At 40.5% G+C, this 26,811-nt stretch carries 33 protein-coding genes and 2 tRNA genes; 15 read left to right on the top strand and 20 right to left on the bottom strand.

Translation table 11 applies throughout. From position 1 onward, the window contains the following. Positions 1-664 precede the first annotated feature (664 nt). The 9 genes from HMPREF0027_RS09410 (at position 665) to HMPREF0027_RS09365 (ending at position 7,409) form a co-directional block, all read left to right on the top strand. Positions 665-1,486, top strand: a complete 822-nt coding sequence (locus tag HMPREF0027_RS09410) for a hypothetical protein (protein ID WP_005624616.1) — start codon at positions 665-667, stop codon at positions 1,484-1,486. A 482-nt stretch (positions 1,487-1,968) separates the two neighbouring features. Continuing rightward, positions 1,969-2,358 carry a hypothetical protein gene (locus tag HMPREF0027_RS09405; protein ID WP_005624611.1) on the top strand — a complete coding sequence of 130 codons (390 nt, stop codon included), beginning with the start codon at positions 1,969-1,971 and terminating at the stop codon, positions 2,356-2,358. A 229-nt stretch (positions 2,359-2,587) separates the two neighbouring features. Next, positions 2,588-3,352 (top strand): antA/AntB antirepressor family protein, encoded by a 765-nt coding sequence (locus HMPREF0027_RS09395; protein WP_244261869.1) that lies wholly within the window; start codon positions 2,588-2,590, stop codon positions 3,350-3,352. 4 nt (positions 3,353-3,356) lie between these two features. Beyond that, a complete protein-coding gene (locus tag HMPREF0027_RS09390; protein ID WP_005624604.1) occupies positions 3,357-3,734 on the top strand; it encodes a hypothetical protein in 378 nt (125 codons plus the stop codon). Between the two features lie 153 nt (positions 3,735-3,887). Further along, positions 3,888-4,493, top strand: coding sequence for an ash family protein (locus HMPREF0027_RS12795; protein WP_005624602.1), 606 nt, complete (start codon positions 3,888-3,890; stop codon positions 4,491-4,493). Positions 4,494-4,712: 219 nt separating this feature from the next. Next, complete coding sequence (locus HMPREF0027_RS09375) at positions 4,713-5,054, top strand: hypothetical protein (protein WP_005624600.1); 342 nt, start codon at positions 4,713-4,715, stop codon at positions 5,052-5,054. A gap of 183 nt (positions 5,055-5,237) precedes the next feature. After that, positions 5,238-5,726, top strand: a complete 489-nt coding sequence (locus HMPREF0027_RS12790) for a hypothetical protein (protein WP_005624598.1) — start codon at positions 5,238-5,240, stop codon at positions 5,724-5,726. Positions 5,727-5,750: 24 nt separating this feature from the next. Continuing rightward, positions 5,751-5,963 (top strand): hypothetical protein, encoded by a 213-nt coding sequence (locus HMPREF0027_RS12785; RefSeq protein WP_005624596.1) that lies wholly within the window; start codon positions 5,751-5,753, stop codon positions 5,961-5,963. 6 nt (positions 5,964-5,969) lie between these two features. Further along, the gene (locus HMPREF0027_RS09365; RefSeq protein ID WP_244261868.1) at positions 5,970-7,409 is read left to right on the top strand and encodes a DUF927 domain-containing protein; all 1,440 of its coding nucleotides are present in this window, start codon (positions 5,970-5,972) and stop codon (positions 7,407-7,409) included. A gap of 835 nt (positions 7,410-8,244) precedes the next feature. Here the strand turns inward: HMPREF0027_RS09365 and HMPREF0027_RS09360 are convergent. The 4 genes from HMPREF0027_RS09360 to clpP all read right to left on the bottom strand — a co-directional run bounded on the left by HMPREF0027_RS09360 (position 8,245) and on the right by clpP (position 11,337). After that, positions 8,245-8,412 carry a Trm112 family protein gene (locus HMPREF0027_RS09360; protein WP_005624592.1) on the bottom strand — a complete coding sequence of 56 codons (168 nt, stop codon included), beginning with the start codon at positions 8,410-8,412 and terminating at the stop codon, positions 8,245-8,247. A 1-nt stretch (position 8,413) separates the two neighbouring features. Next, complete coding sequence (lpxK, locus tag HMPREF0027_RS09355) at positions 8,414-9,394, bottom strand: tetraacyldisaccharide 4'-kinase (RefSeq protein ID WP_005624590.1); 981 nt, start codon at positions 9,392-9,394, stop codon at positions 8,414-8,416. Between the two features lie 93 nt (positions 9,395-9,487). Further along, entirely contained in the window at positions 9,488-10,747 is a 1,260-nt protein-coding gene (gene clpX, locus HMPREF0027_RS09350) for an ATP-dependent protease ATP-binding subunit ClpX (protein WP_005624588.1), read from the bottom strand. Continuing rightward, complete coding sequence (gene clpP, locus HMPREF0027_RS09345) at positions 10,747-11,337, bottom strand: ATP-dependent Clp endopeptidase proteolytic subunit ClpP (protein WP_044024504.1); 591 nt, start codon at positions 11,335-11,337, stop codon at positions 10,747-10,749. The genes clpX and clpP overlap by 1 nt, the downstream gene beginning before the upstream one ends. A gap of 126 nt (positions 11,338-11,463) precedes the next feature. On the opposite strand from clpP, the gene HMPREF0027_RS09340 reads away from it, so the two are divergent. Continuing rightward, positions 11,464-11,844: a SufE family protein gene (locus HMPREF0027_RS09340; RefSeq protein ID WP_005624584.1), complete on the top strand. Its 381-nt coding sequence runs from the start codon at positions 11,464-11,466 to the stop codon at positions 11,842-11,844. Between the two features lie 2 nt (positions 11,845-11,846). Here the strand turns inward: HMPREF0027_RS09340 and HMPREF0027_RS12780 are convergent, their stop codons facing one another. From HMPREF0027_RS12780 to ettA, 6 genes are all read right to left on the bottom strand, one after another. Continuing rightward, positions 11,847-12,254: a hypothetical protein gene (locus HMPREF0027_RS12780; RefSeq protein ID WP_244261867.1), complete on the bottom strand. Its 408-nt coding sequence runs from the start codon at positions 12,252-12,254 to the stop codon at positions 11,847-11,849. Further along, positions 12,230-12,634 (bottom strand): glycosyltransferase family A protein, encoded by a 405-nt coding sequence (locus HMPREF0027_RS12775; protein WP_005624580.1) that lies wholly within the window; start codon positions 12,632-12,634, stop codon positions 12,230-12,232. Before HMPREF0027_RS12775 ends, HMPREF0027_RS12780 begins: the two co-directional genes overlap by 25 nt. Before the next feature lie 66 nt (positions 12,635-12,700). Continuing rightward, positions 12,701-12,777: transfer RNA gene (locus tag HMPREF0027_RS09330), tRNA-Asp, on the bottom strand. Between the two features lie 41 nt (positions 12,778-12,818). Further along, a tRNA-Asp gene (locus HMPREF0027_RS09325) sits at positions 12,819-12,895 on the bottom strand. A gap of 102 nt (positions 12,896-12,997) precedes the next feature. Further along, a complete protein-coding gene (gene dnaQ / locus HMPREF0027_RS09320; RefSeq protein ID WP_005624578.1) occupies positions 12,998-13,771 on the bottom strand; it encodes a DNA polymerase III subunit epsilon in 774 nt (257 codons plus the stop codon). Between the two features lie 86 nt (positions 13,772-13,857). Beyond that, positions 13,858-15,528: an energy-dependent translational throttle protein EttA gene (ettA, locus tag HMPREF0027_RS09315; RefSeq protein WP_005624577.1), complete on the bottom strand. Its 1,671-nt coding sequence runs from the start codon at positions 15,526-15,528 to the stop codon at positions 13,858-13,860. A 163-nt stretch (positions 15,529-15,691) separates the two neighbouring features. Between ettA and HMPREF0027_RS09310 the strand changes: the two genes are divergently transcribed. Together HMPREF0027_RS09310 and HMPREF0027_RS09305 are read left to right on the top strand one after the other, a co-directional pair. Continuing rightward, on the top strand, positions 15,692-16,066 hold the full coding sequence (locus tag HMPREF0027_RS09310) for a rhodanese-like domain-containing protein (protein ID WP_005624576.1): 375 nt from the start codon (positions 15,692-15,694) through the stop codon (positions 16,064-16,066). Between the two features lie 201 nt (positions 16,067-16,267). Beyond that, positions 16,268-16,558 (top strand): hypothetical protein, encoded by a 291-nt coding sequence (locus HMPREF0027_RS09305; protein ID WP_244261866.1) that lies wholly within the window; start codon positions 16,268-16,270, stop codon positions 16,556-16,558. A gap of 70 nt (positions 16,559-16,628) precedes the next feature. Here HMPREF0027_RS09305 and murA read toward each other — a convergent pair whose 3' ends face one another. The 7 genes from murA to mlaF all read right to left on the bottom strand — a co-directional run bounded on the left by murA (position 16,629) and on the right by mlaF (position 21,503). Continuing rightward, positions 16,629-17,906: a UDP-N-acetylglucosamine 1-carboxyvinyltransferase gene (gene murA / locus HMPREF0027_RS09300; protein WP_044024503.1), complete on the bottom strand. Its 1,278-nt coding sequence runs from the start codon at positions 17,904-17,906 to the stop codon at positions 16,629-16,631. 126 nt (positions 17,907-18,032) lie between these two features. Then, positions 18,033-18,293 carry a BolA family protein gene (locus tag HMPREF0027_RS09295; protein ID WP_005624573.1) on the bottom strand — a complete coding sequence of 87 codons (261 nt, stop codon included), beginning with the start codon at positions 18,291-18,293 and terminating at the stop codon, positions 18,033-18,035. Between the two features lie 14 nt (positions 18,294-18,307). Beyond that, a complete protein-coding gene (locus HMPREF0027_RS09290) occupies positions 18,308-18,667 on the bottom strand; it encodes an STAS domain-containing protein (RefSeq protein ID WP_005624571.1) in 360 nt (119 codons plus the stop codon). A gap of 10 nt (positions 18,668-18,677) precedes the next feature. After that, positions 18,678-19,316, bottom strand: a complete 639-nt coding sequence (gene mlaC, locus HMPREF0027_RS09285) for a phospholipid-binding protein MlaC (protein WP_005624569.1) — start codon at positions 19,314-19,316, stop codon at positions 18,678-18,680. A gap of 71 nt (positions 19,317-19,387) precedes the next feature. Continuing rightward, entirely contained in the window at positions 19,388-19,912 is a 525-nt protein-coding gene (mlaD, locus tag HMPREF0027_RS09280) for an outer membrane lipid asymmetry maintenance protein MlaD (protein WP_005624567.1), read from the bottom strand. Between the two features lie 18 nt (positions 19,913-19,930). Beyond that, complete coding sequence (gene mlaE, locus HMPREF0027_RS09275; protein WP_181893781.1) at positions 19,931-20,761, bottom strand: lipid asymmetry maintenance ABC transporter permease subunit MlaE; 831 nt, start codon at positions 20,759-20,761, stop codon at positions 19,931-19,933. Further along, positions 20,700-21,503 (bottom strand): phospholipid ABC transporter ATP-binding protein MlaF, encoded by an 804-nt coding sequence (mlaF, locus tag HMPREF0027_RS09270; protein ID WP_044024502.1) that lies wholly within the window; start codon positions 21,501-21,503, stop codon positions 20,700-20,702. Before mlaF ends, mlaE begins: the two co-directional genes overlap by 62 nt. Before the next feature lie 267 nt (positions 21,504-21,770). Between mlaF and HMPREF0027_RS09265 the strand changes: the two genes are divergently transcribed. Next, the gene (locus HMPREF0027_RS09265) at positions 21,771-23,186 is read left to right on the top strand and encodes a DegQ family serine endoprotease (RefSeq protein ID WP_005624561.1); all 1,416 of its coding nucleotides are present in this window, start codon (positions 21,771-21,773) and stop codon (positions 23,184-23,186) included. A gap of 36 nt (positions 23,187-23,222) precedes the next feature. Here the strand turns inward: HMPREF0027_RS09265 and HMPREF0027_RS09260 are convergent, their stop codons facing one another. Together HMPREF0027_RS09260 and argR are read right to left on the bottom strand one after the other, a co-directional pair. Beyond that, a complete protein-coding gene (locus HMPREF0027_RS09260) occupies positions 23,223-24,116 on the bottom strand; it encodes a TIGR01777 family oxidoreductase (RefSeq protein WP_005624559.1) in 894 nt (297 codons plus the stop codon). After that, positions 24,116-24,577 carry a transcriptional regulator ArgR gene (gene argR / locus HMPREF0027_RS09255; RefSeq protein ID WP_044024501.1) on the bottom strand — a complete coding sequence of 154 codons (462 nt, stop codon included), beginning with the start codon at positions 24,575-24,577 and terminating at the stop codon, positions 24,116-24,118. The genes HMPREF0027_RS09260 and argR overlap by 1 nt, the downstream gene beginning before the upstream one ends. Positions 24,578-24,768: 191 nt before the next feature. Here argR and mdh point away from each other — a divergent pair, with 191 nt between their 5' ends. Then, the gene (gene mdh, locus HMPREF0027_RS09250) at positions 24,769-25,722 is read left to right on the top strand and encodes a malate dehydrogenase (RefSeq protein ID WP_005624556.1); all 954 of its coding nucleotides are present in this window, start codon (positions 24,769-24,771) and stop codon (positions 25,720-25,722) included. 101 nt (positions 25,723-25,823) lie between these two features. Then, the gene (locus HMPREF0027_RS09245; RefSeq protein ID WP_005624554.1) at positions 25,824-26,087 is read left to right on the top strand and encodes a hypothetical protein; all 264 of its coding nucleotides are present in this window, start codon (positions 25,824-25,826) and stop codon (positions 26,085-26,087) included. A 75-nt stretch (positions 26,088-26,162) separates the two neighbouring features. On the opposite strand, the gene adk is transcribed toward HMPREF0027_RS09245, so the two are convergent. Next, on the bottom strand, positions 26,163-26,807 hold the full coding sequence (adk, locus tag HMPREF0027_RS09240) for an adenylate kinase (protein ID WP_044024500.1): 645 nt from the start codon (positions 26,805-26,807) through the stop codon (positions 26,163-26,165). Positions 26,808-26,811 lie beyond the last annotated feature (4 nt).

The raw sequence follows: 26,811 nt of genomic DNA, 5'->3' as shown, positions 1-26,811 counted from the left end.
GAGTCGGTTGCCTCAAATTTGAGGAGAGCTACCGCCTTAATGTCGTAAAACCTGAATATAAAAAGGTACTCCTGAGGGGATACCCTTTCCACGGGGTTAGGGTCGCGCGGTTTTCGGCAGATTTTACGATTTTTAGGCATCATCATTTAAAAATATTTTCATGGAGTAATAAGCTACTACGATCTAGGAACAAGCCGGCACAAGACTTTTACCTCATTTTATAAGAAACCTTCCATTCAGCACAAGGGCTTAAAAGATGACGATTGATGTCGAATTAGGTACAAGCCTCATAAATTAGGGCAGCATGGGGGAAATCCCCACGCCGCACACCAAAACGAGTAAACGTTAATAAGCTATGGTCATATAACCACAACTAAGCCGTTGCGATGAATCCCCACTACTTTATTGGCTCAAATTTAGCTACTAATACCAAGGTAAACTCCCTCTTACGCTCCAAAGGATTGTATATAAACAATATTACAATCTTGTACGCCAGTAGACTTCTATCTTCATTAGCATAAATTAACCACTTTCACAAGTTAAAAATTTTTCCCTTATAAAACAAGTAACTAGGCTTTTTCTTTATTTGTCAATTCTTGTCATCAGAATTGCTATTTTGTACAGTAAATTTAAATTCCACAAGTACATAAGCTAAGTTTTTTTTATGCGTGTAAAAGAGCATTATTTTTATAGTGATTATATTTTCGAGATTGTCAAAAATGATGAGGAACAGCTAAAGACTCCTTCATTATTCGATTTAATTGAATGGGATTTAGAGAAGGAATTTATTTCTCTTAGTGAAATTTTTGATGAGTTAATTTTTAAATGTGGGGAAATGTTCCCAGTAAAATTTTTCAAGCAAAGACTATGTTATTTTCGCAAGGTATTACACAATGATATAACGCTTTATGATGTATCTGATTATGAACCTTTTGATTTTACAGATCCGCCGGTTTTACCGTTAACTGTTTTAGGTAAAGCCCTAAAAGAGATAGAAAAAGGTTCAGATGTTGAAGATTATAAGAATTTAGGATTTAACTATTTTGAATTAAAGGCAATGTTTGAGGCGATTAGGGAGGATATAGAACAGAGAAAAAACATCAAATCAACCCAGCAACCGAAAACACAGAATGACCAACTGCTTTTAATAGAAGAACAAAACGAAGCAGCCAGCAAACACAAAGACTTAAAAGACCGAATTAACCTGTTAAACATAACACCAAAAGAGAAAAAAGAACTAACTAGCAGCATTAACGGGTTAGCAAGAACCGATAAGAAGAAAACTGATTTTATTTTTTCTTTAATTGCAGTTTATGGCAGTGAAGATATGGCAAAGAACCCTAGACAATATTTTATAGAGAAGAAAGGAGATATACAGACAGGCTATAAGAAAGCAGAAAAGAACGCTATTTTAAACACCTTTGAAAGAAAGGGCTTAACCTTTCCAGTTTTTGGTAGAACCCTCGAAAAATGGCTAAATAGCTAAACCCTTTTAATACTTATCCTATTCGTAAGAAATAATCTCACGCCCCACAATGTTCAGCACAACATTGAAGGGGCTTTATTTTATCTATCATTTTTTTTCACTTTTCAAGTCTTAAATTGTGGAAATTAGAAATTTCTATTTTCCGCAAAATTCCATATTTAAATTCCGAATTCCTTATTTTGAACCCTTCAAAATACACCCATTGACAAACACCAACACAAGGAAAACTCAATGGAACTCAAAACTATCAAACATATTCAAGCCGTAAGCAGATTTAGTCGTGCTTTTATCTACAAGCAAGTTCAAGCAGGCAAACTTTCCCCGCCTATCAAGATAGGGCGTGCTTCACGTTGGAAATCATAGGACGTAGAACAATGGCTTAATGATTTAATCAACAACGAAAGAGGGCTTAGCACGTTATCGGCAAACAGTACCAAGGCTATTGATAAGTTAGCCGGTAATCAAGTGTAAGAGGCTAGCTTATGAACGCAAATACTACACGCAAGGAAAAGTTAGGAAGCTATTTATTAGCAAGCCGTAACGGCTTTTCTGAACTGGACGGAATGAGGGAATTAGGCATCACCAGCGGTCGAAACGGGATCAACGAACTAGAAGCGATTACACAGACTGAATTTATTCGTATTCAAGAACATAACCAAAACGGAGGTACGCATTTTCGCTATTTCTTAGCAGATAAGACACTGGCGGAGAGATTAATCACTTTCCTAAATGGAAAAGCAGTAAGTCGTAACGCAGCGATTCCCTATCCGCCAACGGTGGCGGAATCCGTACTTAATCAGTTAGCAGCACCAACAGAAGCACAATTACAGCACAAAGCACGTAAACCGGTGAAAGGAGTATACAAGGAGTGATTCAGTATGAAGTGTGAAATAGCCAAGATGAATGCGGTATTAATTCAGTACGCATTTGATCACTACACTGCCGGCAATAAGAACGTATTCACGTTTAAGAGCCTGTACAACGACGAAGAACCCTACCCGCTTGAGGAGCTTATCACTTGCCTTGCTACGCATATTCAGATTTTAGAAGCGGAGCAACGAATACGACAGAGTGAGAGCCGGCAAACTTCAATATGGCTATATGCGAAAAGAATTAAGCAATTGGAACCGATTAGAAAGGGAAAGTGAGATAAAAGGATTGAATGAATTATTACCAGTAATTCAAACATTGCAAAAAGGCGGATTACCACAGCAATTAATCAATGCCCGTGATTTATGGCAGTTCTTAGAGAGTAAACAACGATTCGCAGGCTGGTTTAAAAATGCTGCCGAAATAGGGCAATTTAGAGAGAGTAAGGATTATTTTACGATTCATAAAATTATGAAACGTAAACAGGGCGTACGAGGGGCAAGCAAGCAGACTGATTACCACCTCACACTATCAACTGCAAAAGAAATCGCAATGTTAGAGCGCAACCAACAAGGCAAACTAGCACGGCAGTATTTTATCAAGTGTGAGGAAACGCTATCACAGATTGCGCCTGATATGGTGGTCCAATACCGCCAAGAATGGCGAGTTAAACGCAACGAAGCGATGACACCCTATAAACGTGTTTGTAATGCGTTACAACGAGCGAGAGAGCGACAAGGCAAAGAAACACCGCCGCATATATTTAGTAATGAATCTAATATGTTGTCATCATTGGCGGTAGGTATGAGCATTCAGCAATGGAAACAAGCTCACGGCATCACTCAAGAGCCAAGAGAAGTATTCAATGCGGCGCAATTAGAAAAGCTCACTTACTTGGAACAGGCGGATGAAATGCTTTTAGATTTAGGTATTACTAACTTCCAACAACACAAAGCCAAATTGGGGGATATGTTAGCCGTTAAGTTCGGAGATTAGCGCAATGGGCTACGGTTATCAAATCCGCCAAGGGTTCGCTATTGAGTACGCCCACAAGGGCAATGCAACACACGCCTTAAAAACCGTATTAGGTACAGAACGAGCCGAGCGAATGAAAGCGGTAACGCTACGAGCAAGAGCAAGCGAACTGTTAAATGACTATCGCACCGTGGGGCTAATCGAGCAAGAAAAGCAAGCAATGGCGGAACGAGGGGAACGGTTGCCAAGATTTAGAAAGCGAACTTATCGCACGGATTTAGTAAGTGAAATGAGTGAATGCAGCAAGCCAACACCAAGACAACAGACAGTCTTTCTACAAGAAATCAGAGGTTTTAAAACAATATTGAAACAGTTATCACGAGCAACAAAACGGAAACGGTAACAGAATGGTAAAGATACGGTGCGAATACGGTCCGACAACGGAACACTTTTTCAAAAGTTCCACTAGCAAAACTTGACTTTATTAGCAAATAAAAACGCCCTCAAGGCGACACTAAGAGGGCGAAAACAAAAATCTAAAAAAGGTATTTAACCGATGAATATTTTACAGTACATCACAACAAATAGCGACACAATCTACAATAATCAGCAAGGTTATTTAGATATGGTTCATTCCGTACTATCGGCGGAATTTGCAAAAAATGAAGAAAATTCGACCGCTTGTAAAAAGAATTACTTTACAAGTTTAGCGAATAAGGTTTATGCTATTCTCGCTTTCGCAAAATCGGAAGCCGAGCGTGGAAACTCGAATTATTTATACAAGGCGAACATTATTAGCACGCCAAAGAACCGTGCTATTTTTGTTTGTGGCTTACACACACCTAAAGAACGCTATAATTTAGCGTGTTCCTCTATGGTAGCGTGTAGCGGGCAAGGTTTCGCCCTTGACTGTTTTCCTTGTATAGCAGTTTTTCCACCCCGTTACACGCTATCGCCCTACACCGTGGAAAGTGTTAGCGATAGTCCCTCAAAATTCATACAAGGACTATTAGCAATGCTATTCAAATTCATCACACTAGGCGAAAAACGCCTAAAAATCACTGTACACGCACGCAACGAGCAAGAAGCACGTAATAAGCTTATTTGTTCGCACGCTGTCTTATTCGCCCGTATCAACACGAAAGGGGGAATCTATGCGTAACCAAGCAGTTAAACCACAAGCTAACCCTAACCGCTGAAGATATTCAAGCGATTAAAAAGGCACGTAAGCAGTTATGGAGTGCCTTCGCTATCATTAAGACAATGAGCCAATCAGAACACCATGAGCCTATAGATTATGCTGTAGCACTTGAAGGCGTAGCGAAGTTAATGTGCGACACTCTCGCTGATTTTGAAGAAATTAATCTTTAGGAGGTGGTTTATGCGTAACACAAATAAATTGATAACAGATATTCATGAGCAAACCGATAAAATCGATATGCTACTTGTCTATGCGAGCAGTTTATCAAGTGCGATTAGCATTGATCATTCCGAGTGCCTAAGCGTAGATGGTGAAAGCGAATTTACTTATAGCAGCGATATTGCCGACGGCTTACTTGCGCTTAATGATTACCTTATCGGACAGATTAAACAGGCAAACCGCCAACGTGATCAACAGATTTATGAATTAATCAAAGTTCACGAAGCACAGACCGAAGCATTGAACGCTTACAAATTGGCGGAATGTGAACGAAAAGCGGTGGAGGTAGCAAAAGATGAATAATTTAGAAACCCTCCGAACAATTAAACAGCCGTTAGATATGGCGAAGATGTTCTTTGAAATAGCTTTATGCGGTACGACGTGAAAACGGCACGCTGATGAGCCGAGATGAAATACTGGCGGAAGCCTTCCAATACTTAGACGAAGCGCACACGTACTTACAGGAAGTGATCGAAGAGGTGGAGTATGAACAAAATCCGCTTTTATGATGACCAGTTAGCAAAAACGAGCGTCTTCAACGATTGGATTATTCTCGCCGGTCAAGACGCACATAAAGCCTATTACCGATGGAATAATGCGATGAGCCGCTCAGAAGCCGGCAAGGGAGAAAGATGGGCATTAATTCGTGATAGCTTCAGGCTAGGCAATGATATGATTCCGTGCCTGTTGGATAGTAAAGATTTGGGCCAATTAGACCGCTTGTTACTTGCGCCGGCAGCACAACGATTCATTAAAATATTCCAAGTGGGGGAACGCCCCACTTTGGCGAAAGATAAAGACGATTTTCGCACCCGAGTATTGATGAATCTCGCAGAACATTGCCCGAATCTTACCGCCGTAGAATGGCTGGATGAAGGCTTTAATATGGAAAACCTAACCAGCGAATATCAGCGCATTAAGAACGGACAGCACGCTACCGCAGAGCTTTTAGAGCAACGCACACTTAACCCCTAAGATGATACCGCTCCACGTGTAGAAATGCGTAAGCGTGGCGGATTAAAAGGCTTGTACTATGTTACTACTCGTATTGTGGACGGTGAGAAAGTCGAAAGCGAAAAATGGTTATCCGATTTTGTCGAGGTCATCGGGCTAAGCAAAGGAGAAAGTGAATATTTCATTATTTTGCAAAAAGAGAAGCAAGAACGACCGCTTGTTATGCCGCTAAAAGATATTGGCGAGCGTGACGGCTGACAGTATTTGAAACGTAATGATGTGACAGTAACTACTAAGCAAGCACTACGGGCGGAATTAGCCGATTATTCACAATTTAAAAGCCGAATCGCCAAGCAGTATTACATTACCGATAAAACCGGTTGGAATGACGATTTAACCGCTTTTACCTTGCCAAACGGGGAAACCTTAGGGCAACCGCAAACCCCGACTATTTTCCGCAATTTAACGCAGAATATCGAAGGGTATAGAGTAAGCGGAACAACAGCGGACTGGGTGGAGAATATCGGGCGTTATTGCGTAGGTAATCCGTCTATGATGTTATCGGTTGGCGTGGCATTAAGTGCGCCATTGCTGAAACACTTAGAAGCGGATGGCTACGGCGTACACCTCTACGAAGATTCAACATTCGGCAAAACAACCGCTTTAAATATTGCTGCCTCAATTTATGGCCACCCAAGAGAAACCCGTACAGCGTGGAACGCTACACCGTTAGCCTTACAGAACGAAGCCTTTAGCCGTAACGGGCTATTTATGCCGTTAGATGAAATCAGCGAAGCCAGTCCGAAAGCCGTCGCACAGACCGCTTACAGCTTGTTTAACGGACAAGGTAAGTTACAAGGTGCGAAAGAAGGTGGGAATCGCAAGTCGATTAAATGGCTAGTAGCGAATCTCTCCACCGGTGAGGAAGGTTTAGAAAGCTATCTCAAGCAACAAGGAATAAAGGTCAATGCCGGTCAATTAGTCCGCTTGCTCAATATCCCAATGAAACGAGCGACAGAGTTTCACGGTTTGGCGGACGGTAAAACGCACGCTGATACGCTTAATGCAAACGTCATGCGCTATTTTGGTGCGGTGGGTGTAGATTGGCTCACTTATCTAGTCCAAGCGGAAAAAAGCACATTGAGAGCGTTATACGACAAAGTAAAACAATCTCGATTAAAGAGCTTACCGGATAATTCAGAGCCGCAAATTAAGCGAGTGATGGCGGATAGATTCGCCCTCATTGAAACCGCCCTATTATTGGCTAAGGATATCTTACAATGGACGGAGCAGGATATATCAAACGCTATCACGGCTAACTTCAATGAATGGGTAAATGCTTATGGCTGGCACTCGAAGAAACACACTCAAATCATTGAGCAGGTGAATGGTTGGCTATTGGTAAATGCTGATGCTCGTTTTGAAGAGTTTCCACCGGACGGCACACAGAAGCCTATCAGCAATAAAGCCGGTTATCGACTGGTAGAAGATGACCGTTATTTTGTCTTCAAAAGCGTATTTGAAGATGAAGCCTTACAAGGGCAAGCGAAGGAGGTCGCTTTACCCGTGCTTTTAAAAGCAGGAATTCTTCACAAGGGAGAAGGCAACGGCTACGCATACCTTCAGCGAATGCCGCACAAGATCAACCCAAAGAGAACCCGGGCGTATCTTGTCGAGATTCTCAACGAAGACAGCGAAATATAGCCATGCTATAAAACTACATTCAGACCGCCACTATTGGCGGTTTTTTGTTATCTTTTGTTATGCTTTGCGCTTATAAAATGTACTTTTTATACAGCCTGTATAAATTTATTCTCTCTTTCTATTAGGAAGCATATTTTTAATAGTCCAATAGTCCAAAACACCCTTTTTAAGGCATGAAATCATTATATATCAATAGGTTAGATATAAAATTATTGGACTAAAATCGCCATTTTTGGACTAAAATTCCCCTTTTTGGACTAAATGCTTAAGCTAAAAAAATGAAAACACTCAAAAGTATTTGGTCCAAAAACCATCTAAAATAGTCCAAAACGGAAAAAAATAGTCCAAAAAAAAAATTTACGTAACCCATTGAATATAAAAAGAAAAGTTAGCTTTTGGACTAATTGGACTATTGGACTACGAATTTTTCCTTATATAATAGAGAGGGTGGAAGGTGTGAAAATCTTATACAGTGGTTTTAGAGTAAAAATTAATTTTATCTTGCTATTGTCACTTCTTGATGGTGCTTTTTAATTATGGTCATAACAACCGCAGTCGTAGGCATAAGTACACCACAGCAACAACCCTAGAGAGGTATGCCCACTTTTGGGCGCACTCTAAATTTGAGGCCCCCTAATGCTTTTACCGAAACAGTCAAACATTGACCAAAACAGTAAAAGTAGATTCTGCCTCTAGCGGATTGTGTTCATATACTCCTAATAATTGCCTATTGTGGGGCACTAACTCTTTTTGCATAGGAAAAGAATAAAAAATGGGGCTGTAGTAGTATAGCATTCTTGCTAATCTACTACAGCCCCTTAAATTTTTAAAACATTTAGCCTTCGAGCTTTTCACCCGCTTCCGGTAATAACACCGGTATGCCGTTTTGAATTGGGTAGGCTAATTTTGCCTCACGGCTAATCAAGCGATTACTGGTTTTATCCCATTCCAGTTTGGTATTCGTTACCGGACAAGCAAGATTATTGATAAGTTTTTCGTTCATATTATTTTCCTAATCGTTTTAAAATCGGTTCAAGTAAACAAGCGGTCGATTCCGGCGAGAATTTTGCAGAAACAGGTATATACCACCAATTTGACTGGGCAAAAGTTCGGCATTTTACCGCATCTTTTTCTGTCATCAGTAACGGAATTTGTTCGGGTGCAAGCGCTTTAAGCTGAGTTGGTTCAAATGCTTGGTGATCGGCAAAACCTTGTGTTTTAAGTAATTTAATATCTAAATTTTCGAGCATATAAAAAAATCGGGGAGGATGCCCGATTCCGGCAATCGCCACACATTCTTGCCCGATAAAATCAGTTATCGGCTTTTGCTCGCCCGTTTTGAGATTAACGGCAAATTCAGGCTCTAGCGTAATTAAATGTTCATTCGGCTGAGCCACTCCGCCATTACAAATAATCGCCTGTACCGTTTGCAAACGACTTGGCAGCTCACGCAAGCCACCGGCAGGCAGAACAAAACCGTTACCAAAACGGCGCACGCCATCAACCACAACCCATTCGATATCTCGCTGTAAGGCGTAATGTTGCAAACCGTCATCAGTGACAATTAAATCCAGCTCAAATTGACTCAATAGCAATTCGATACTTTGCTGACGATTCGGTGAGATTGCTAGTGGTACGCTGGTTCGTTGCACGATCAATACCGGTTCATCACCTACCATTTCCGCCGAACTCTGTTTGGCGACTAATTGAGGAAAATCCTTGCTTTTACCACCATAGCCACGCGAAATCACACCGACTTTAACGCCACGTTGTTGTAGCTGCTCCACTAACCAAACAACCACCGGCGTTTTGCCATTACCGCCCACCGAAATATTACCGACCACTAACACCGGCAGCGGAGAGCGGTAAGATTTTAAGATTTTTTTGCGAAACAAAAATAGGCGGATTTGACTAATCAGCCAAAACAGTAATGAAAACGGCGCAAGCAGCCAAGTAATAATTGAGGTAGATTGCCAAATATTCATATAATTTCTTTAAAGATACTATCGTTTGCGTAACGGCTATGCCTACAGATAAAACAAATGGACAATGAAAAACATTGTCCATCTTAGCTATGCTTACTCTACTTTCGGCTTATCGCCGTTTTCAACACAATCTTTACCAATCGTCACTTTTTTCACATTTTTCTCTGCTTTAAGTGTCGGTAGGTTATACATCGTATCCAATAGTAGATTCTCAACAATCGAACGTAAACCACGTGCGCCGGTTTTGCGTGAAATGGATTTCTCTGCGATCGCAATTAACGCATCTTTAGTAAATTTCAACTCAACACCTTCCATTTGGAATAATGCTTGATATTGCTTGATAATCGCATTTTTCGGCTCGGTTAAAATTTGAATTAACGCCTCTTCATCCAGTTCCGGCAACGGTGTCACAACCGGTAATCGACCGATAAGTTCCGGAATTAAACCGAATCTGACTAAATCTTCCGGTTCAACTTGTTTGAATAACTCGGTGAGATCTTCACGTTCTTTGTCTTTTTTCAGCTCTGCACCAAAGCCGATACCGCCTTGTTTGTTGGTACGTGCTTCAACAAGCTTATCTAAGCCGGCAAATGCACCGCCACAAATAAATAAGATTTTAGAGGTATCAACCGGGATCGTTTCACCTTTCGGGTGCTTACGGCTGCCCTGCGGATTGATATTCGCCACCGTGCCTTCAATTAATTTTAGTAACGCCTGTTGCACGCCCTCGCCGGATACATCACGAGTAATAGACGGGCTTTCCGATTTACGGGTAATTTTGTCGATCTCATCAATAAAGACGATACCACGCTCCGCTTGTTCTGCGTCAAAATCACATTTCATCAGTAATTTTTGAATCACGTTTTCTACATCTTCACCGACATAGCCGGCTTGCGTCAACGTGGTTGCATCCGCTACGGCAAACGGAACATTCAGACGACGAGCTAAGGTTTCCGCCAATAAAGTTTTACCGCTACCGGTCGGGCCGATTAATAAAATATTACTTTTACCTAACTCTACGCCATTAGTTTCCTTATGACCTGAAAGCGCATTGCGTAAACGTTTATAGTGGTTATAAACCGCTACGGACAACACTTTTTTCGCATGTTCTTGACCGATAACATACTCATCTAAATGCGCATGAATTTCGTGTGGAGTCGGTACATTTTCAAAGAATTTCTCTTCATCTTGTTTTTCATCGATTAACGGCTCTTCTTCGCCGTTTAACAATGCGTAAGACTCTTCAATACAGTGATTACAGATATAACCTTCCGTACCTTCAACTAATTGATCAACTTCGGTACGTCTTTTGCCACAAAAACTACAATGTGGTTCTTTCTCAAAATTTGCCATTATTTTGTATCTCTGTGCGTTAAAACTTTATCAATTAAACCGTATTCAGCCGCTTCAAATGCTGACATAAAATTATCACGTTCGGTATCCGCCGCCACTTTTTCAAACGGTTGACCACTATGTCCCGCCATTCTTTTCGTCAACATTTCTTTTAATTTTAAAATTTCTTGCGCTTGAATTTGAATATCGGTCGCCTGTCCTCTTGCACCGCCTAAAGGTTGATGAATCATCACTCGTGCGTGAGGTAAAGCAAAACGTTTACCTTTTGCTCCACCGGATAATAAGAAAGCCCCCATTGAGCAAGCCTGTCCGGTACAAAGTGTTGCAACATCCGGTTTAATAAAATTCATTGTGTCGTAAATTGCCAAGCCAGCCGTTACCACACCACCCGGTGAATTGATATATAAATAAATATCTTTTTCAGGATCTTCCGATTCTAAGAAAAGAAGCTGTGCCACGATCAAGTTTGCCATATGGTCTTCAACTTCACCGTTTAAAAAAATGATACGTTCTTTAAGTAAACGTGAATAAATATCGTATGATCTTTCGCCTTTTGAGGTTTGTTCAACCACCATTGGGATTACTGCCATTTTTGGGTTCCTTATCCGAAATCTGAGAAATACGGCAATTCTATCAAACTTTAAGAAAATCATTAACAACAAGCGGTCAGATTGTTACAATCTTTTGCAAAACTTAGCCTTAATCCATAAAAAAATATGACTTTAGCCGATATTTATCAAAAATTTGAACTTTGCAAATCTTGGGAAGAAAGATACCGCTTGTTAATTCAACTTAGTCGCCAATTACCGAAGCCTAGCGAGGAAGAATTAGCAAAATTACCTGAAATTCACGGCTGTGAAAGCCGCTTATGGTTTGAATTTCAAGCAACACCACGTAAAGTTCAAGCCTACAGCGATGCCCGTTTAATGCAGGGGATTTTATTTATTGTCGTAACTCTATTAAACGAAGCCGATTCAGCGCAATTAGCTCATGTTGATTTGCCTCAGCTGTTTGATCAATTAAAAATCTCACAGAATCTGACGAATACACGTTTAAACGGATTACAGCAAATTAACAAACTGATTCTTACGGCTTAACTTTAACGGGTTGAACCTTGCTTGGCTTGCATCACCACATCTCGTCCTGTTTTTTGCTTGATAAAAGCAAGGCGAATTTCATGCTCCGAATCTTTCGGATCCAACGCACAACAAGCCGTGCCTTCCGCCAAAGAAAAGTGCCTCAGTGTTTTTAGCTGTTCAAACAACACTCGATCTTCTCCATCTCCTTGCGCTAAAGATTGCGACCAACAATGGAGATAAGACAGTGTTTTAATTTTATTCAGTGTTAAGCCCGATAGGCGAACAAAGCCGCCGAAACTATCCTTAAAAATACCCTGATCAACACCAACGCTTTCCAATTCGTCTAAACACAGTATTTCACCAGTATTACCGTCAGCGTAGTAACACAAAGCGTGTCCCCAATTCACATCCGGATATTTGCAGAACACAGAATACATTTTGTCGATATGTTGTGGTAAAACCAATCGTCATCATCGAGATAAGTAACCAATTCACTCTCAGCGAGTAAGGTCAATGCCGAACGCAATGAACCGCCGTAATAGCAATCATGTACACCGCCGTGACGTTTAGAGGTTGAATAGCCGAGATCTAACCAAACGATATCCACATTAGCCGGACGTTCTTGATCAAGTATTTGTCGATAACGCGGAAGCTGACCGGATAAATCGAGATCCACACCAATCAGAATTTGAATATTTCCGCTAAATTGCTGAGAAAAAACGGAACGAACGGCACGTAGTAAAGATTCGCGCCCAACCGTTACTATCACAACGGCAAGTTGATAGCGGCCATTAAAGGGTTTAGACATAGGAAAGCCTCGAAAACCAAATAGCAAAAAAGCCTCTGATTTCTCAGAGGCTTTTTCTTGAAAAAGTGGCGGAACGGACGGGACTCGAACCCGCGACCCCCTGCGTGACAGGCAGGTATTCTAACCAGCTGAACTACCGCTCCACACGGTATTATCGAATTAAATTCAATAATTAAAAATTAATTGGCGGAATGGACGGGACTCGAACCCGCGACCCCCTGCGTGACAGGCAGGTATTCTAACCAGCTGAACTACCACTCCGCAACTGGTAAGGCGCATAATACGGATTTTGCGCTAAAGCGTCAAATAATTTTTCACGAAACGAATTTATTTGCTTATTTTAAAATCAAATAAATCAAGCAATTAGTGAATTTGTTCTGATTCCGTTTCATTCGGGCGCATCCAAATACAATTCCCTTTGGATTTCTTATCAATCAGTTTGAGATATTCTTCATGCGCTGCCTGCTCTTCTTCACTCAGTTGTAACACAATTAAACCGCTTGTTTCAAACTTCGTTATCGTACCTAAACCGAGATCTGTAATATTTTCATGATTCGTACTGGCATCCTCTTCACCTAATAACGCCAGCTGTCCGCCGGTCATTATCAGGAATACATCAGCTAGAATCTCCGCATCCAGTAACGCCCCGTGAAGCACACGTTTACTGTTATCAATGCCTAAACGATCGCACAATGCATCTAAGTTATTACGCTTGCCCGGATACATTTTTCGAGCGACCGCAAGACTATCGGTCACACTGCATATTTCAGCCGTCTTCGGCGGAGGGTTTTCCAAGTAAGAAAACTCTTGATCCATAAACGCCACGTCGAAGGGGGCATTATGAATGATTAGCTCTGCACCTTTAATAAATTCAATAAATTCGTCCGCAACTTCGGCAAACACAGGCTTATCTTGCAAAAACTCATTGGTAATGCCGTGAACTTTAATCGCCTCTTCTTCTACTTCTCGTGGCGGTTTAATATAAACGTGAAAAGTACGGCCGGTTAAGCGACGATTAATCACTTCAACCGCACCGATTTCAATAATATTATGTCCAATTTGTGGTGGTCCGCTAAAACTCATACCGGTTGTTTCGGTATCCAGCACCACCTGTCTTACTATCGGTTGTTCACTCATTTTATTTCCTAATCAAAAGATGCAAGCGGTCGAATTTCAAAGAAAATTTGCAAATTTTCACCAAAATCCGACCGCTTATTCAAGTATTACTTCGCAATACGTTTATATTTGATACGGTGAGGTTGCGTTGCCGCATCACCTAAAGTTTTCTTCTTCCACTCTTCGTAATCAGAGAAGTTGCCTTCATAGAAGGTCACTTTACCTTCATCGCCGTAATCTAAAATATGGGTTGCGATACGGTCCAAGAACCAACGGTCGTGCGAGATAACCATTGCACAGCCAGGGAACTCTAAGATCGCATTTTCTAACGCACGTAAAGTTTCAACGTCCAAGTCATTGGTCGGTTCGTCTAATAACAATACGTTACCACCACGTTGCAGAAGTTTCGCTAAGTGTAAACGACCGCGTTCACCACCGGATAACTCACCCACGTGTTTTTGCTGATCTACACCTTTAAAGTTGAAACGACCGACGTAAGCACGGCTTGGAATTTCAAAGTTACCGATAGTCAGAATATCTTGACCGTTCGATACTTCTTCCCATACGGTTTTCTTATCGTCCATCGAATCACGGAACTGATCTACCGAAGCTAATGTAACGGTTTCACCCATTACGATTGAGCCTGAATCAGGCTGTTCTTGACCTGAAAGCATACGGAATAAGGTCGATTTACCCGCACCATTGGCACCGATAATCCCTACAATCGCTCCTTTTGGAATTGAGAATGACAAATCATCAATTAAAGTGCGGTCGCCGTAAGATTTGGTTAAGTTACTCACTTCAATAACTTTATCACCTAAACGTGGACCAGGCGGAATAAAGAGTTCGTTGGTTTCGTTACGTTTTTGATATTCGCCCGAATTAAGCTCATCAAAACGTGCCATACGTGCTTTACTTTTCGCTTGGCGACCTTTAGGGTTTTGACGCACCCATTCCAACTCTTTCGCAATCGATTTTTGGCGCGCAGATTCAGCTGCCGCTTCTTGTTCTAAACGTTTCTCTTTTTGCTCTAACCAAGAAGAATAGTTACCTTCCCAAGGAATACCTTCACCACGGTCAAGCTCTAAGATCCAGCCTGCTACGTTATCTAAGAAGTAACGGTCGTGGGTAATCGCTACTACTGTACCTTCATAGTCATGTAAGAAGCGCTCTAACCACGCTACCGATTCCGCATCCAAGTGGTTGGTCGGTTCGTCTAACAATAACATATCCGGTTTTTCGAGTAATAAACGGCAAAGCGCTACACGACGGCGTTCACCACCCGATAAATGTTCGATTTTCGCATCCCATTCCGGTAAGCGTAACGCACCCGCCGCACGTTCTAATTGGTTATCAAGATTGTGACCGTCATGTGCTTGAATAATTGCTTCTAAGTTAGCTTGCTCTGCAGCTAACTTATCGAAATCCGCATCTGGATCGGCATATAACGCATAAACTTCATCTAAACGAGTTAACGCATTTTTTACTTCCGAAACCGCTTCTTCAATTGCTTCACGCACAGTTTGTTGCGGATCTAATTTTGGTTCTTGCGGTAAATAACCGATTTTAATACCCGGTTGCGGACGAGCTTCACCTTCAAACTCTTTATCCACGTCCGCCATAATACGTAATAGCGTTGATTTACCCGCACCGTTTAAACCAAGTACCCCGATCTTTGCGCCAGGGAAAAAGCTTAAAGAAATATCTTTAAGAATATGACGCTTCGGCGGCACAACTTTGCCGACACGATGCATCGTATATACAAATTGAGTTGACATTATGTATTCCTCATAGAAAAAATCTTATCTATTTTACTTGAAAACAGGGGCGAAATATAGGGATTCCTACATTTGCAAATTTTTCATAAAATTCGACCGCTTGTTGTAAGATATTTAGATAAATATATACCAAAGACTATAATTAAAGCTAGGAGCTACCACTATGTTAAAAACAACTTTCCCGCTTATTGCTGCACTTTTATTGAGCCTTCCTATTACAGTATCTGCAAATGAAAGCAATCAACAAGTTGCAAACAGCCAATCAGCCGCTGCAAAAAAAGCGCAAGGTATTTGGACTGACGTACGCACCGCAGAAGAATTTGTTACAGGACATATTGAAGGCGCAATCAATATTCCGGTTGAACAAATTAGTGCAAAAATCCATCAACTGACAGAAGATAGAGATGCACCGATTCACTTATACTGCCGTTCAGGGCTTCGTGCTGACGTAGCATTAACTGAATTACAAAAACTGGGTTATCGCCAAATGACAAACCACGGTGGCTACCAAGACTTATTGCGTAAAGGCATAAAATAATCGCAAAAAAACTGCACAAAAGACCGCTTTTATTGCGGCCTTTTGCTTTTTATAAAAAATAATTTGTAAGAAGCCCTATCCCATCACGTCCAATTTAGCGAAACTTACTATTACTTAGTATGCAACTTATTATTTATAAAAGGAGACTTTAATATGAAAAGATTCGTATCACTTTCAGCTGTTATGATGGGTTTAGCGCTTATGGTTAACGCGCATGCAAATGACATGAAAGATTCTCATCATATGATGAAAGATGACAAAATGATGTCTGACAAACACATGATGAAAGACGACAAAATGATGTCTGACAAACACATGATGAAAGACGACAAAATGATGTCTGACAAACACATGATGAAAGACGACAAAATGATGTCTGACAAACACATGATGAAAGACGACAAAATGATGTCTGATAAACACATGATGAAAGACGACAAAATGATGTCAAAAAAACATGAAAAGAAAATGATGAAAAAAGCTAGCCAATAAGTAATATTAATCAAAAAGGGCTGCTTAAAGTATTCATACTCTAAAACAGCTCTTTTAAATTTATTTCAAATTATTCGCCAGTGAACGGTTCAGAAAAACGTTCGATTTTCGCACCAATTCCACGTAATTTCTCTTCAATATGCTCATAACCACGGTCGATATGATAAATACGATCAACAATAGTTTCACCTGAAGCAATACAACCTGCTAATACTAAGCTAATTGACGCTCGTAAGTCTGTCGCCATCACTTCTGCTGATTTTAATTTTTCTACACCGTGACAAATTACAGTATTACCTTCGATTTCACCTTTAGCTCCCATACGGTTTAATTCGGGAATATGCATAAAGCGGTTTTCAAAAATCGTTTCTGTAATACGGCTTGTACCTTCCGCCACAACATTCAACAGAGTAAATTGCGCTTGCATATCAGTTGGGAACCCCGAGTGCGGCATCGTGCGAATATTTACTGCTTTCGGGCGCTGACCTTTCGAATCTAAGGTAATCGTATCTTCCGTTACAGTTACTTCCATACCAGCTTCACGTAATTTTTCAATTACAGCGTCTAGTGTATCCGCCTTAGTTCCTCGACAAGTAATTTTACCGCCTGAAACCGCAGCTGCGACTAAGAATGTACCGGTTTCAATACGGTCTGCAACCACACGATGTTGGCAGCCTGTTAAACGTTCTACGCCTTCAACCGTAATAGTATCCGTACCTGCACCTGAAATTTTTGCACCCATGGCATTTAAGAATAATGCAGTATCAACAATTTCAGGCTCACGAGCCGCATTTTCAATCACTGTTGTGCCTTCCGCTAAAGTACCTGCCATCATCACTGATAAAGTTGCACCAACACTCACTTTATCCATATAAATGCGTGTGCCTTGTAAACGGCCGTTTGACGTTGCTTTCACATAGCCTTCATCCAGCTCAATTAGCGCACCCATTTTTTCTAAGCCCGAAATGTGCATGTCAACTGGACGTGCGCCAATCGTACAACCGCCCGGTAATGAGACTTGACCTTCGTGGAAACGTGCTACAAGTGGCGCTAACGCCCAAATTGAAGCACGCATGGTTTTTACTAATTCATAAGGCGCAACGTAGTGATCAATATGACTTGCATCAATTTGTACCGCTCCGGTCTCATCACGCTCAACTACTACGCCTAATTTACGTAAGATTTTAAAAGTCGTGTCCACATCCTTAAGATCTGGCACATTCGTTAAAGTAACAGGTTCGGTAGCCAAAATGGCTGCAAACAAAATTGGAAGTGCGGCATTTTTAGCACCTGAAATATCAACCGTCCCACTTAATGTAAAAGGACCGTGAACACGAAATTTTTCCATTATAAAATCCTTAGAAATAAATAACTGATAATAATGGATCATATACAAAACTCAAGCGGTCATTTTTGCAAATTTTTTTACAAAATCGACCGCTTAGCTATCATTATCCACTATTCATCGAATAGGCTAGCTTACCATATTAAGTAAGCGATCTTTTTTCCACTGCTCTGTCGAGAAAACTTTAATCGTCAATGCGTGGATAGCATTTGTTGCAAAATATTCACCTAATGGTGCATATACCGCTTGTTGTTGTTTTACTTTTGATAATTGTACTAATTCATCACTGACAACGATTACGCCATAATGTGAATTCTCACCCTGCGCATGAATCTCCGCTGCTGTCGGTAACGCATTTCTTAAAATTTCTTCGAGTTGTTTTGGTTCCATGTGCTTATAATTCCTTAAGCGTTTTCACAACATAATTTGCTTTTATCGCAAACTATAAACCGATTTAGCCATTCTGATAAATCAAATAATTCCGCTAGTGTTTTCACTGTTTCAGGACTATTGATTAACCAGTTCGGCGTCTGTTTCTGATAATGATTGAGCAATTCAGCAAGCAATGTAAAACCGGCGGAATCAACACGCTCAAGATCTTTTAAATCCCAATAGATATGTTGGTTACCTTTCGGCGATAAAAAAGAAGCACGTTGCTTCCAAAGCGGAAGCAACGTGTCTCGAGTTAATTCGCCTGACAATTTTACAAATAGGCTTTCATTATTCTGCTGAACGCCCCATTGTAATGTTTTTTGTGGCTTCATAAAACTAAAATTATTTACTTAATGTAATCGGTTGTTTAGCGGATTGCGCAACTTGTGCAGTTAAAGCATCAATCCCTTTTTGACGTAAGACGCCGCTCCACTCATTTTGTTTGGTCGCAACCATACTTACACCTTCCGCAGCCATATCATATGCTTGCCATTCACCAGTTTTGCTGTTTTTACGCCATTTAAAATCTAATTTGATTGGCGCAGCGTTGCCTGATGATAACACATTTACACGAATGCTTACGATAGATTTGTCACCTACCGGTTTCTCGCTTTCAATTTGCACTTGTTGGTCTTGGTATTGCGTTAACACTTGTGTGTATGATTGTTCAATAAATTGACCGAAAGCAGTAAAGAATTGCTCACGTTGTGCTTCTGACGCAGAAGAAAGCGATTTACCTAACACTAATTGGCCTGCATATTTCACATGCACACGAGGCATTAAATCATTGCGAACAATGGTACGTAAATATTCCGGATTCGCCTTAATTTTACTTTGATTCGCCTTAATATCGTTAAAGAGTTTATCTGCTGTTTGTTGCATTAAAACGTATGGGCTTGTTTCAGCAAATGCTTGTGCTGAGAATAATGTTGCGACTGCTACAAAACCAGTTACGATTACTTTTTTGATGTTTTTTAACATTTAAAATCTCCAAATGTAAGGTGGTCTTCCCACCCGAAATAAAATATCACTCAGTGAAAATCACTGTGTAATTATTGTGCTTTAGGCTCTGTTTCGCCTTCCGCTTTTTCTCCGTCAGTTTTATCTGATTTTTTATCGCCATATAAGAACTGACCGATTAAATCTTCCAACACCATTGCTGAATTTGTATCAGCAAAGCTACTGCCTTCTTTCATATACTCCGTTTCACCTTCTAACATGAAACCGATATTTAAAGCGATATATTGTTCACCTAGAAGACCAGATGTTTTAATTGAAAGCGAGCTAGTATCAGGAATTTTATTAAAATCTTCATTCACTGCTAAAGTTACTTTAGGCGTATAGGTTTGTGCATCTAAATTAATTTCAGCAACACGTCCTACAACTACGCCTCCGACCTTAATCGGCGCACGGACTTTTAGTCCCCCGATGTTATCAAAAGTTGCGTAAAGAGTGTAAGTCTTCTCTGAGGTAAAACCTTGTACATTCGCAACACGCAAGCCTAAAAATACTAAAGCCGCTAAGCCAAGTAATACAAATAAGCCCACCCAAAATTCATATTTAATTGATTGACGCATTGTCTTTTCCTTTGTGAATTAACCACCGAACATGATAGCGGTCAAAATAAAATCAAGTCCTAGCACAACTAATGAAGCGTGCACCACGGTTCTTGTTGTTGCTTGGCTAATACCTTCTGAAGTTGCAACAGAGTCATAACCGTTAAATAATGCAATCCATACTACGGCAAAAGCAAAAATAATACTTTTAATGAAGCCGTTAATTAAATCGCTCCAATCTACCGAGTTTTGCATTACCGACCAAAAGCTACCACCATCAACACCTTTCCAATCGACACCAACTAGCGAACCGCCCCAGATGCCGATTGCGGTAAAAATTGCCGCTAAAATAGGCATAGAAATCACACCAGCCCAAAAACGTGGTGCAATAATTCGTCTTAGCGGATCAACTGCCATCATTTCAAGGCTTGATAGCTGTTCCGTTGCTTTCATTAAACCGATTTCTGCAGTTAACGCCGAACCTGCACGCCCAGCAAAAAGAAGTGCTGTTACTACAGGCCCTAATTCTCTTAGTAACGATAATGAAACAAGCGTACCTAAACTGGTTTCGGCTGCAAAATCGACTAATACCACATAACCTTGCAAGCCTAATACCATACCGATAAATAAGCCTGACAGCATAATAATGAGTAGAGACTGAACCCCTAACACATATAATTGCTTAATTAATAATGGTGTATGCTTACGAAATTGCGGTTTGCCGATCAATGCGCCAAACAACATAAAGGTTGCTCGCCCAAACGCTCGTATAAAACTAATCACAGAAGAACCGATGCTACTAATAAAATTAATCACTGAATAGCTCCTCCGTATATTCTTTAGCCGGATAATGGAAACGAACCGGACCATCTGCTTTACCTGCTAAGAACTGAACCACTTGTGGATCTTGACTTGCCATCAATGCTTCCGGCGTACCTTCAGCAATCACGCGCTTATCCGCTACAATATAAGCATAATCAGCAATACTCAGCACTTCCGTTACATCATGTGAAACCACAATTGACGTTAAATTTAATGCTTGGTTGAGTTTTCTGATTAACTCGACAATTACGCCCATACTAATCGGATCTTGTCCGGTGAACGGTTCATCATACATAATTAATTCAGGATCCAGTGCTATTGCTCGCGCTAACGCCGCTCGCCGCGCCATTCCGCCCGAAAGTTCCGCCGGCATTAATTGCGCTGCACCGCGTAACCCAACCGATTCTAACTTCATTAGCACTAGTTTTCTAATTAATGCTTCCGGTAATCTTGTATGTTCACGAATAGGGAAGGCAACATTATCGAAGGTAGATAAATCAGTAAATAATGCCCCTGATTGAAATAACATACCCATACGCTGACGAATTTCATAAAGCTTTTTATTGGACACTTTACATACATCTTCGCCATCAAATAATATCTGCCCTTTTTCAGGAATAATCTGCCCGCCGATTAAGCGGAGTAAAGTCGTTTTACCAATTCCTGACGGCCCCATAATCGCGGTAACTTTACCTTTCTGCACCCGCAGATTTAAGTTGTCATAAATCACCCTTTCACCCCGACTAAAGGTGAGGTTTTTCACTTCAACTAAGTATTCATTATCTCGCATTGGAATTTTCTTTAGTAATTTATATAAAACATAAAATGGTTGGCAATACTCTATTAACCGCCACATAAAGTCAAAGGATTTTTAACTTTTGACAGAAAATGTACAATTTAATAACCATTTTTAATAAACTTTTGCATAAGTAATTGATTATTTTTTAGCTAGACACTTGCTTTTTGAAGGAACCGCCACCAAATTAGGTGGTCTGAATGGACACGAGCTACCTTTGAAGCTCGTTGAATTTTTTGACACAAAAAAGGATAAATATAAATGAATAAAGTAATGAAAAAATCGATCTTAGCTTCACTAGTATTAGGTCTCGGTTTATTTTCAGTTCCAGTAACGGCACAAGCGACATTACCGACAGCCGTTGAAGGTCAGCCTCTACCAAGTTTAGCTTCTATGATTGAAAAAGTTCGTCCGGCGGTAGTTAGTATTTCAGTAGAAGGAAAAACGGAAGAAAGAGCCCGTTATCGTCGTGATATTCCGGAAGAATTTGAATTTTTCTTTGGCCCTGATATGTTTGGTGAACGTAGTGCACCGCGTAATTTCCGTGGGCAAGGTTCAGGCGCAATCATCAATGCCGAAAAGGGTTATGTAATTACGAATAACCACGTTATTAAAAATGCGGACAAAATTACGATTAAATTAGAAGACGGTCGAGAATTTAAAGCGAAATTATTAGGCTCAGATCCACTATCGGATGTGGCTTTAGTACAAATTGAAAATCCTAAAAATTTAGTTGAATTAAAATTTGCTGACTCTGATAAGTCACGTGTCGGTGATTTCAGTGTAGCTATCGGTAACCCATTCGGTTTAGGTCAAACCGTAACTTCAGGTATTATTTCAGCGTTAGGGCGTTCAACCGGTAATTCAGACGAAGGTTACGAAAGCTATATTCAAACGGATGCAGCAGTAAACCAAGGTAACTCGGGTGGCCCGTTAATTAATTTAAATGGTGAGTTAATCGGTATTAATACTGCGATTATTTCGCCAAGCGGTGGTAATGCCGGTATTGCTTTTGCGATTCCGAGTAATATGGCAAACAGCCTCGTGCAACAAATCATTGAATTTGGTGAAGTAAAACGCGGTATGTTAGGTATTAAAGGTGGCGAATTAAATGCTGATCTGGCAAAAGAATTCAAAATTGATGCACAAAAAGGCGCATTCATAAGTGAAGTTTTAGCTGATTCTGCCGCTGCGAAAGCTGGTTTAAAAGCAGGTGATGTGATTACCGAATTAAACGGCAAAAAAATCAATAGCTTCAGCGAATTACGAGCCAAAGTAGCGACTTCAGGCTCGGGCAAGGAAATTGAACTAACGTACTTACGTGACGGAAAAGAAGAAAAAGCGAAAGTAACGCTTCAATCGGACAGTACTGACAATACGGCAAAAAACAGTAAAAATGCGACAAAATCAACCACAAAAGACGTTATTCCTGCATTAAAAGGCGCCGAATTTGCAAACATTGATAAAGACGGTGTAAAAGGTATCGAAATTGCAAAAGTAACTAAAGGTTCGATTGCTGAAAACCGAGGCCTCGCGGAAGGCGATATTATCGTTGGTGTAAACCGTGTCAAAGTAGACAGCATCAAACAATTACGTGAAGTGTTAGGTTCGAAGCCTTCAGTTATCGCATTAAATATTCTACGCGGTAATTCAAACTTCTACTTAATCCTTCAATAATAAGGCATAAAAAATCCCACCAGTCGGTGGGATTTTTTATTGCTCAAAGATCTGTTTAAAATCTAAATCGAGCAGTCGAAATCTAAAACCATTTACCAATAATTTAGCGGGGGTAAGTGGTTGATTATCTAATAATAATTGCGAACGCTCGCCTAAAACCAGTTTCAATATAAAAGCCGGCACGGCAAACCACGCACAACGTTTCAAATAAGCAGCTAAACGAACATTAAATTCTGCATTCGTAACCGGATGAGGTGCAACGAGATTAAATGCGCCTCGGCAATTTGCATTTTTCAATAAAAATAAGACCGCTTGTATGTGATCTTCCAAAGCAATCCACGCCCAATGCTGCTGCCCCGAGCCAAGTTTACCGGCTAAATTCAATCGATATAACGGCAACATCTTTAATAGCACACCACCTTGCGGGGCAAGCACTATGCCAGTTCTAATTAAGCATACTCGTGTTCTTGGACTTTCGACAGTTAGTGCTGCCGCTTCCCACTGTCGGCAAAGCTCTGCACTAAAATTTGTATCACAAGCTGCAGATTCATCCATTAAGGAGTCAGAACGAACATTGCCGTAATAACCGGTTGCCGAACCTGAAATAAAGGTATGCGGTGGCGTTCGGCTTGCTTGAATTAACTGGGCTAATAAAGAAGTAGTTTGTAGACGGCTCTCTGAAAGTCTTTGCTTTTGTTCAGGCGTCCAAGCTCGATTAAAAATCGGCTCTCCAGCAAGATTAATTACTGCATCGAATCCGTCTAAACTCTCTAAACTTGCAAGATTTTGGCAAAATTCGACCGCTTGAGTAAATGTAATCTTTGGATTCGATTGGTGGGTAACCAGCGTCAATGCATGACCTTCCTCCAATAACGCCTCAACTAAATGCCGCCCGATAAAACCCGTTCCGCCAGTAATTAAAATTTTCATTAGAGTGATGACTCAAATAATTCGGTAATATTTTGGATTAGATCTTCCATTGCTGTTGAGCGTGTTGGGGTGATAAAAATCGTATCATCACCGGCGATTGTACCTAAAATACCTTCGCCTTTTCCCATTGAGTCCAATAAACGAGCAATTAATTGAGCCGCACCTGGGCTGGTTTTTACGACAATTAGCACATCGTTATAATCAATATCAACGACTAAATTCTTTAAAGGGCTGGAGGTTGTCGGCACGCCTAATTCGGCAGGTAATTGATAGACCATTTCCATTTTTGTATTACGCGTTCTTACCGCACCAAATTTGGAAAGCATACGAGACACTTTAGACTGATTGATATTTTCAAAACCTAACTCTTGCAACGCATTAATTATCTCACCCTGAGAACCGAATTTCTCTTGTTTTAGCAATGCTTTAAATGCTTCTGATAAATTATCAAGCTTTTCCATCTCATCTCCCTTATGCAATATTGCTTCGATTAGAAGCATAATTTTTGCTTATAAGTACCAAAAAATCAATCTAAATCAAACATTAGAAAAATTTTTTCCAGAGATTCGTTTTATTTAGCATCAATCTTAACAAATGTTTGTTAAACTTAGCCTAGTTTTATTTTATAACCATTATTGATTAGGAGTTGTTTATGAAAGTTGCACTTTTAGGCGCTGCAGGTGGGATTGGGCAAACTCTTGCTCTCTTGCTAAAACTTCGTTTACCTGCCGGAACGGATCTTGCGTTATATGACATTTCGCCGGTCACTCCAGGTATTGCGGTAGATATCAGTCACATTCCAACATCGGTAAATGCTGTCGGCTATTCAGGTGAAGATCCGAGTGAAGCACTTAAAGACGCTAATCTTGTCCTATTAACTGCAGGTGTCACACGTAAACCGGGTATGACTCGTGCGGATCTCTTCAATATCAATGCGGGTATCATTAAAAACTTAGTTGAAACAGTCGCTGAGGTTTGTCCGAACGCTTGTATCGGTATTGTAACGAATCCAGTGAATACATTGGTTCCGATTGTTGCTGAAGTATTACGTAAAGCAGGTGTATACGACAAACGTAAATTATTCGGTGTAACCACGCTTGATGTAGTGCGTGCAAAAACATTTATGTCTGAATTGAAAGACAAGAATGTCGAAACGGTTAAAGTGCCTGTTATCGGCGGTCACTCAGGCCCAACGATTCTACCATTACTTTCTCAAGCACTTGCAGAAGGGCGTCCGGTTTCATTCAACCAAGAAGAAATTGAATCTTTAACTTATCGTATTCAAAACGCCGGTACTGAAGTGGTGGAAGCAAAAGCCGGTGGCGGATCTGCGACACTTTCAATGGCAGAATCCGGTGCTCGTTTTGCCATAGCGATTTTCAAAGCGTTATTAGGTGAAGATTGTGTACGCTACGCTTATGTAGAGAGTAAAGAAGGTTCAGATTATCCGGAATTCTTTGCACATCCGGTAAGATTCGGTTTAACCGGTGTAGAAGAAATTCTGCCAATCGGTAAATTAAGTGAATATGAACAAACAAAATTAGACGAAATTAAACCAATTCTTAAAGCAGATATTGAATTAGGGAAAAGTTTTGTAAATTCATAACTTGAAATTTATAAAAGGGTTGAGCAATTCAACCCTTTTTTATAAACTCAAGCACGGCAACAAGCATTAATTGTCGTCTATAAATATACAAGGATTTATGTATGAAAGCGCATTTATTTTCTTTATTGGCTCTTGCTGTAACGATTACTGCTTGTAGCTCAAATCAACCGGTTCAAATCGTTAAAGAACCTTCAACCAAAACGGAATACACACCTATTCGTAATCCACATTCTCCTCAACAAGCTTTACCTACTAATGTCACGGCAATTTGTGTAGATGGAAGTTATTCAACTTCACCGCTAAATGAAGCTTGTGTCGGTAACGGTGGCGCAAAACAAATTATTTCTCGTTACCATTCTGAGTAATAAAATAAACAAGCGGTCATTTTTAAATGAAATATTGCAAAATATTTACCCAAAATGACCGCTTATATATTTATATTAGCCTAAGATTTTTGCTAATTCCGCACTCACTTCTTCAACCGGTTTTGTACCGTCTAAACGTTCATAGCGAGTATTGCCTGCTTCCGCTTCTGCAGTGTAGTAAGCAATTAATGGCTTAGTTTGTTTATGATAAATTGCTAAACGCTCTAATACCGTTTCAGGTTTGTCATCTTGACGAATAATTAAATCCTCACCAGTCACATCATCTTTACCTTCCACTTTCGGTTGATTGTACACCACGTGGTAAGTACGCCCTGATGGTTGGTGAACACGACGACCGCTCATACGCTCAACAATCACTTCATCGGCTACATCAAACTCAAGTACTAAATCAATTTTTACGCCAGCCTCTTTTAACGCATCAGCTTGCGGAATGGTGCGTGGGAAACCGTCTAATAAGAAACCGTTCGCACAATCAGGTTGAGCGATACGGTCTTTTACTAAGGCAACCGTTAATTTATCCGGCACTAATTTACCTTCGTCCATCAATGCTTTTGCTTGTTTACCAAGCTCAGTGCCTTCTTTAATCGCCGCACGGAACATATCGCCGGTTGAAATTTGCGGAATACCGAACTTGTTCATAATAAATTGTGCTTGTGTACCTTTACCCGCACCCGGTGCGCCTAATAGGATAATTTTCATTGTA

This window comes from Actinobacillus ureae ATCC 25976 (assembly GCF_000188255.1).
Lineage (GTDB): Bacteria > Pseudomonadota > Gammaproteobacteria > Enterobacterales > Pasteurellaceae > Actinobacillus > Actinobacillus ureae.
Note: the sequence above shows the minus strand (reverse complement) of the source record. Positions and strands in the feature narration are given on the sequence as shown.

What these genes read in the sequence shown, in the direction of transcription:
- clpP (WP_044024504.1), bottom strand. Translation starts at nt 11,337, where the DNA reads ATGGCAGTAATCCCAATGGTGGTTGAACAAACCTCAAAAGGCGAAAGA.
- mdh (WP_005624556.1), top strand. Translation starts at nt 24,769, where the DNA reads ATGAAAGTTGCACTTTTAGGCGCTGCAGGTGGGATTGGGCAAACTCTT.
- mlaC (WP_005624569.1), bottom strand. Translation starts at nt 19,316, where the DNA reads ATGTTAAAAAACATCAAAAAAGTAATCGTAACTGGTTTTGTAGCAGTC.
- mlaF (WP_044024502.1), bottom strand. Translation starts at nt 21,503, where the DNA reads ATGCGAGATAATGAATACTTAGTTGAAGTGAAAAACCTCACCTTTAGT.
- HMPREF0027_RS09310 (WP_005624576.1), top strand. Translation starts at nt 15,692, where the DNA reads ATGTTAAAAACAACTTTCCCGCTTATTGCTGCACTTTTATTGAGCCTT.
- clpX (WP_005624588.1), bottom strand. Translation starts at nt 10,747, where the DNA reads ATGGCAAATTTTGAGAAAGAACCACATTGTAGTTTTTGTGGCAAAAGA.
- HMPREF0027_RS09360 (WP_005624592.1), bottom strand. Translation starts at nt 8,412, where the DNA reads ATGAACGAAAAACTTATCAATAATCTTGCTTGTCCGGTAACGAATACC.
- adk (WP_044024500.1), bottom strand. Translation starts at nt 26,807, where the DNA reads ATGAAAATTATCCTATTAGGCGCACCGGGTGCGGGTAAAGGTACACAA.
- murA (WP_044024503.1), bottom strand. Translation starts at nt 17,906, where the DNA reads ATGGAAAAATTTCGTGTTCACGGTCCTTTTACATTAAGTGGGACGGTT.
- HMPREF0027_RS12785 (WP_005624596.1), top strand. Translation starts at nt 5,751, where the DNA reads ATGCGTAAGCGTGGCGGATTAAAAGGCTTGTACTATGTTACTACTCGT.
- HMPREF0027_RS12795 (WP_005624602.1), top strand. Translation starts at nt 3,888, where the DNA reads ATGAATATTTTACAGTACATCACAACAAATAGCGACACAATCTACAAT.
- mlaD (WP_005624567.1), bottom strand. Translation starts at nt 19,912, where the DNA reads ATGCGTCAATCAATTAAATATGAATTTTGGGTGGGCTTATTTGTATTA.
- argR (WP_044024501.1), bottom strand. Translation starts at nt 24,577, where the DNA reads ATGGAAAAGCTTGATAATTTATCAGAAGCATTTAAAGCATTGCTAAAA.
- HMPREF0027_RS09405 (WP_005624611.1), top strand. Translation starts at nt 1,969, where the DNA reads ATGAACGCAAATACTACACGCAAGGAAAAGTTAGGAAGCTATTTATTA.
- HMPREF0027_RS12775 (WP_005624580.1), bottom strand. Translation starts at nt 12,634, where the DNA reads ATGTCTAAACCCTTTAATGGCCGCTATCAACTTGCCGTTGTGATAGTA.
- HMPREF0027_RS09375 (WP_005624600.1), top strand. Translation starts at nt 4,713, where the DNA reads ATGCGTAACACAAATAAATTGATAACAGATATTCATGAGCAAACCGAT.
- lpxK (WP_005624590.1), bottom strand. Translation starts at nt 9,394, where the DNA reads ATGAATATTTGGCAATCTACCTCAATTATTACTTGGCTGCTTGCGCCG.
- HMPREF0027_RS09290 (WP_005624571.1), bottom strand. Translation starts at nt 18,667, where the DNA reads ATGAAGCCACAAAAAACATTACAATGGGGCGTTCAGCAGAATAATGAA.
- HMPREF0027_RS09390 (WP_005624604.1), top strand. Translation starts at nt 3,357, where the DNA reads ATGGGCTACGGTTATCAAATCCGCCAAGGGTTCGCTATTGAGTACGCC.
- HMPREF0027_RS09340 (WP_005624584.1), top strand. Translation starts at nt 11,464, where the DNA reads ATGACTTTAGCCGATATTTATCAAAAATTTGAACTTTGCAAATCTTGG.
- HMPREF0027_RS09395 (WP_244261869.1), top strand. Translation starts at nt 2,588, where the DNA reads ATGCGAAAAGAATTAAGCAATTGGAACCGATTAGAAAGGGAAAGTGAG.
- HMPREF0027_RS09410 (WP_005624616.1), top strand. Translation starts at nt 665, where the DNA reads ATGCGTGTAAAAGAGCATTATTTTTATAGTGATTATATTTTCGAGATT.
- HMPREF0027_RS09305 (WP_244261866.1), top strand. Translation starts at nt 16,268, where the DNA reads ATGGTTAACGCGCATGCAAATGACATGAAAGATTCTCATCATATGATG.
- HMPREF0027_RS12790 (WP_005624598.1), top strand. Translation starts at nt 5,238, where the DNA reads ATGAACAAAATCCGCTTTTATGATGACCAGTTAGCAAAAACGAGCGTC.
- dnaQ (WP_005624578.1), bottom strand. Translation starts at nt 13,771, where the DNA reads ATGAGTGAACAACCGATAGTAAGACAGGTGGTGCTGGATACCGAAACA.
- HMPREF0027_RS09265 (WP_005624561.1), top strand. Translation starts at nt 21,771, where the DNA reads ATGAATAAAGTAATGAAAAAATCGATCTTAGCTTCACTAGTATTAGGT.
- ettA (WP_005624577.1), bottom strand. Translation starts at nt 15,528, where the DNA reads ATGTCAACTCAATTTGTATATACGATGCATCGTGTCGGCAAAGTTGTG.
- mlaE (WP_181893781.1), bottom strand. Translation starts at nt 20,761, where the DNA reads ATGGTCCGGTTCGTTTCCATTATCCGGCTAAAGAATATACGGAGGAGC.
- HMPREF0027_RS09260 (WP_005624559.1), bottom strand. Translation starts at nt 24,116, where the DNA reads ATGAAAATTTTAATTACTGGCGGAACGGGTTTTATCGGGCGGCATTTA.
- HMPREF0027_RS09295 (WP_005624573.1), bottom strand. Translation starts at nt 18,293, where the DNA reads ATGGAACCAAAACAACTCGAAGAAATTTTAAGAAATGCGTTACCGACA.
- HMPREF0027_RS09245 (WP_005624554.1), top strand. Translation starts at nt 25,824, where the DNA reads ATGAAAGCGCATTTATTTTCTTTATTGGCTCTTGCTGTAACGATTACT.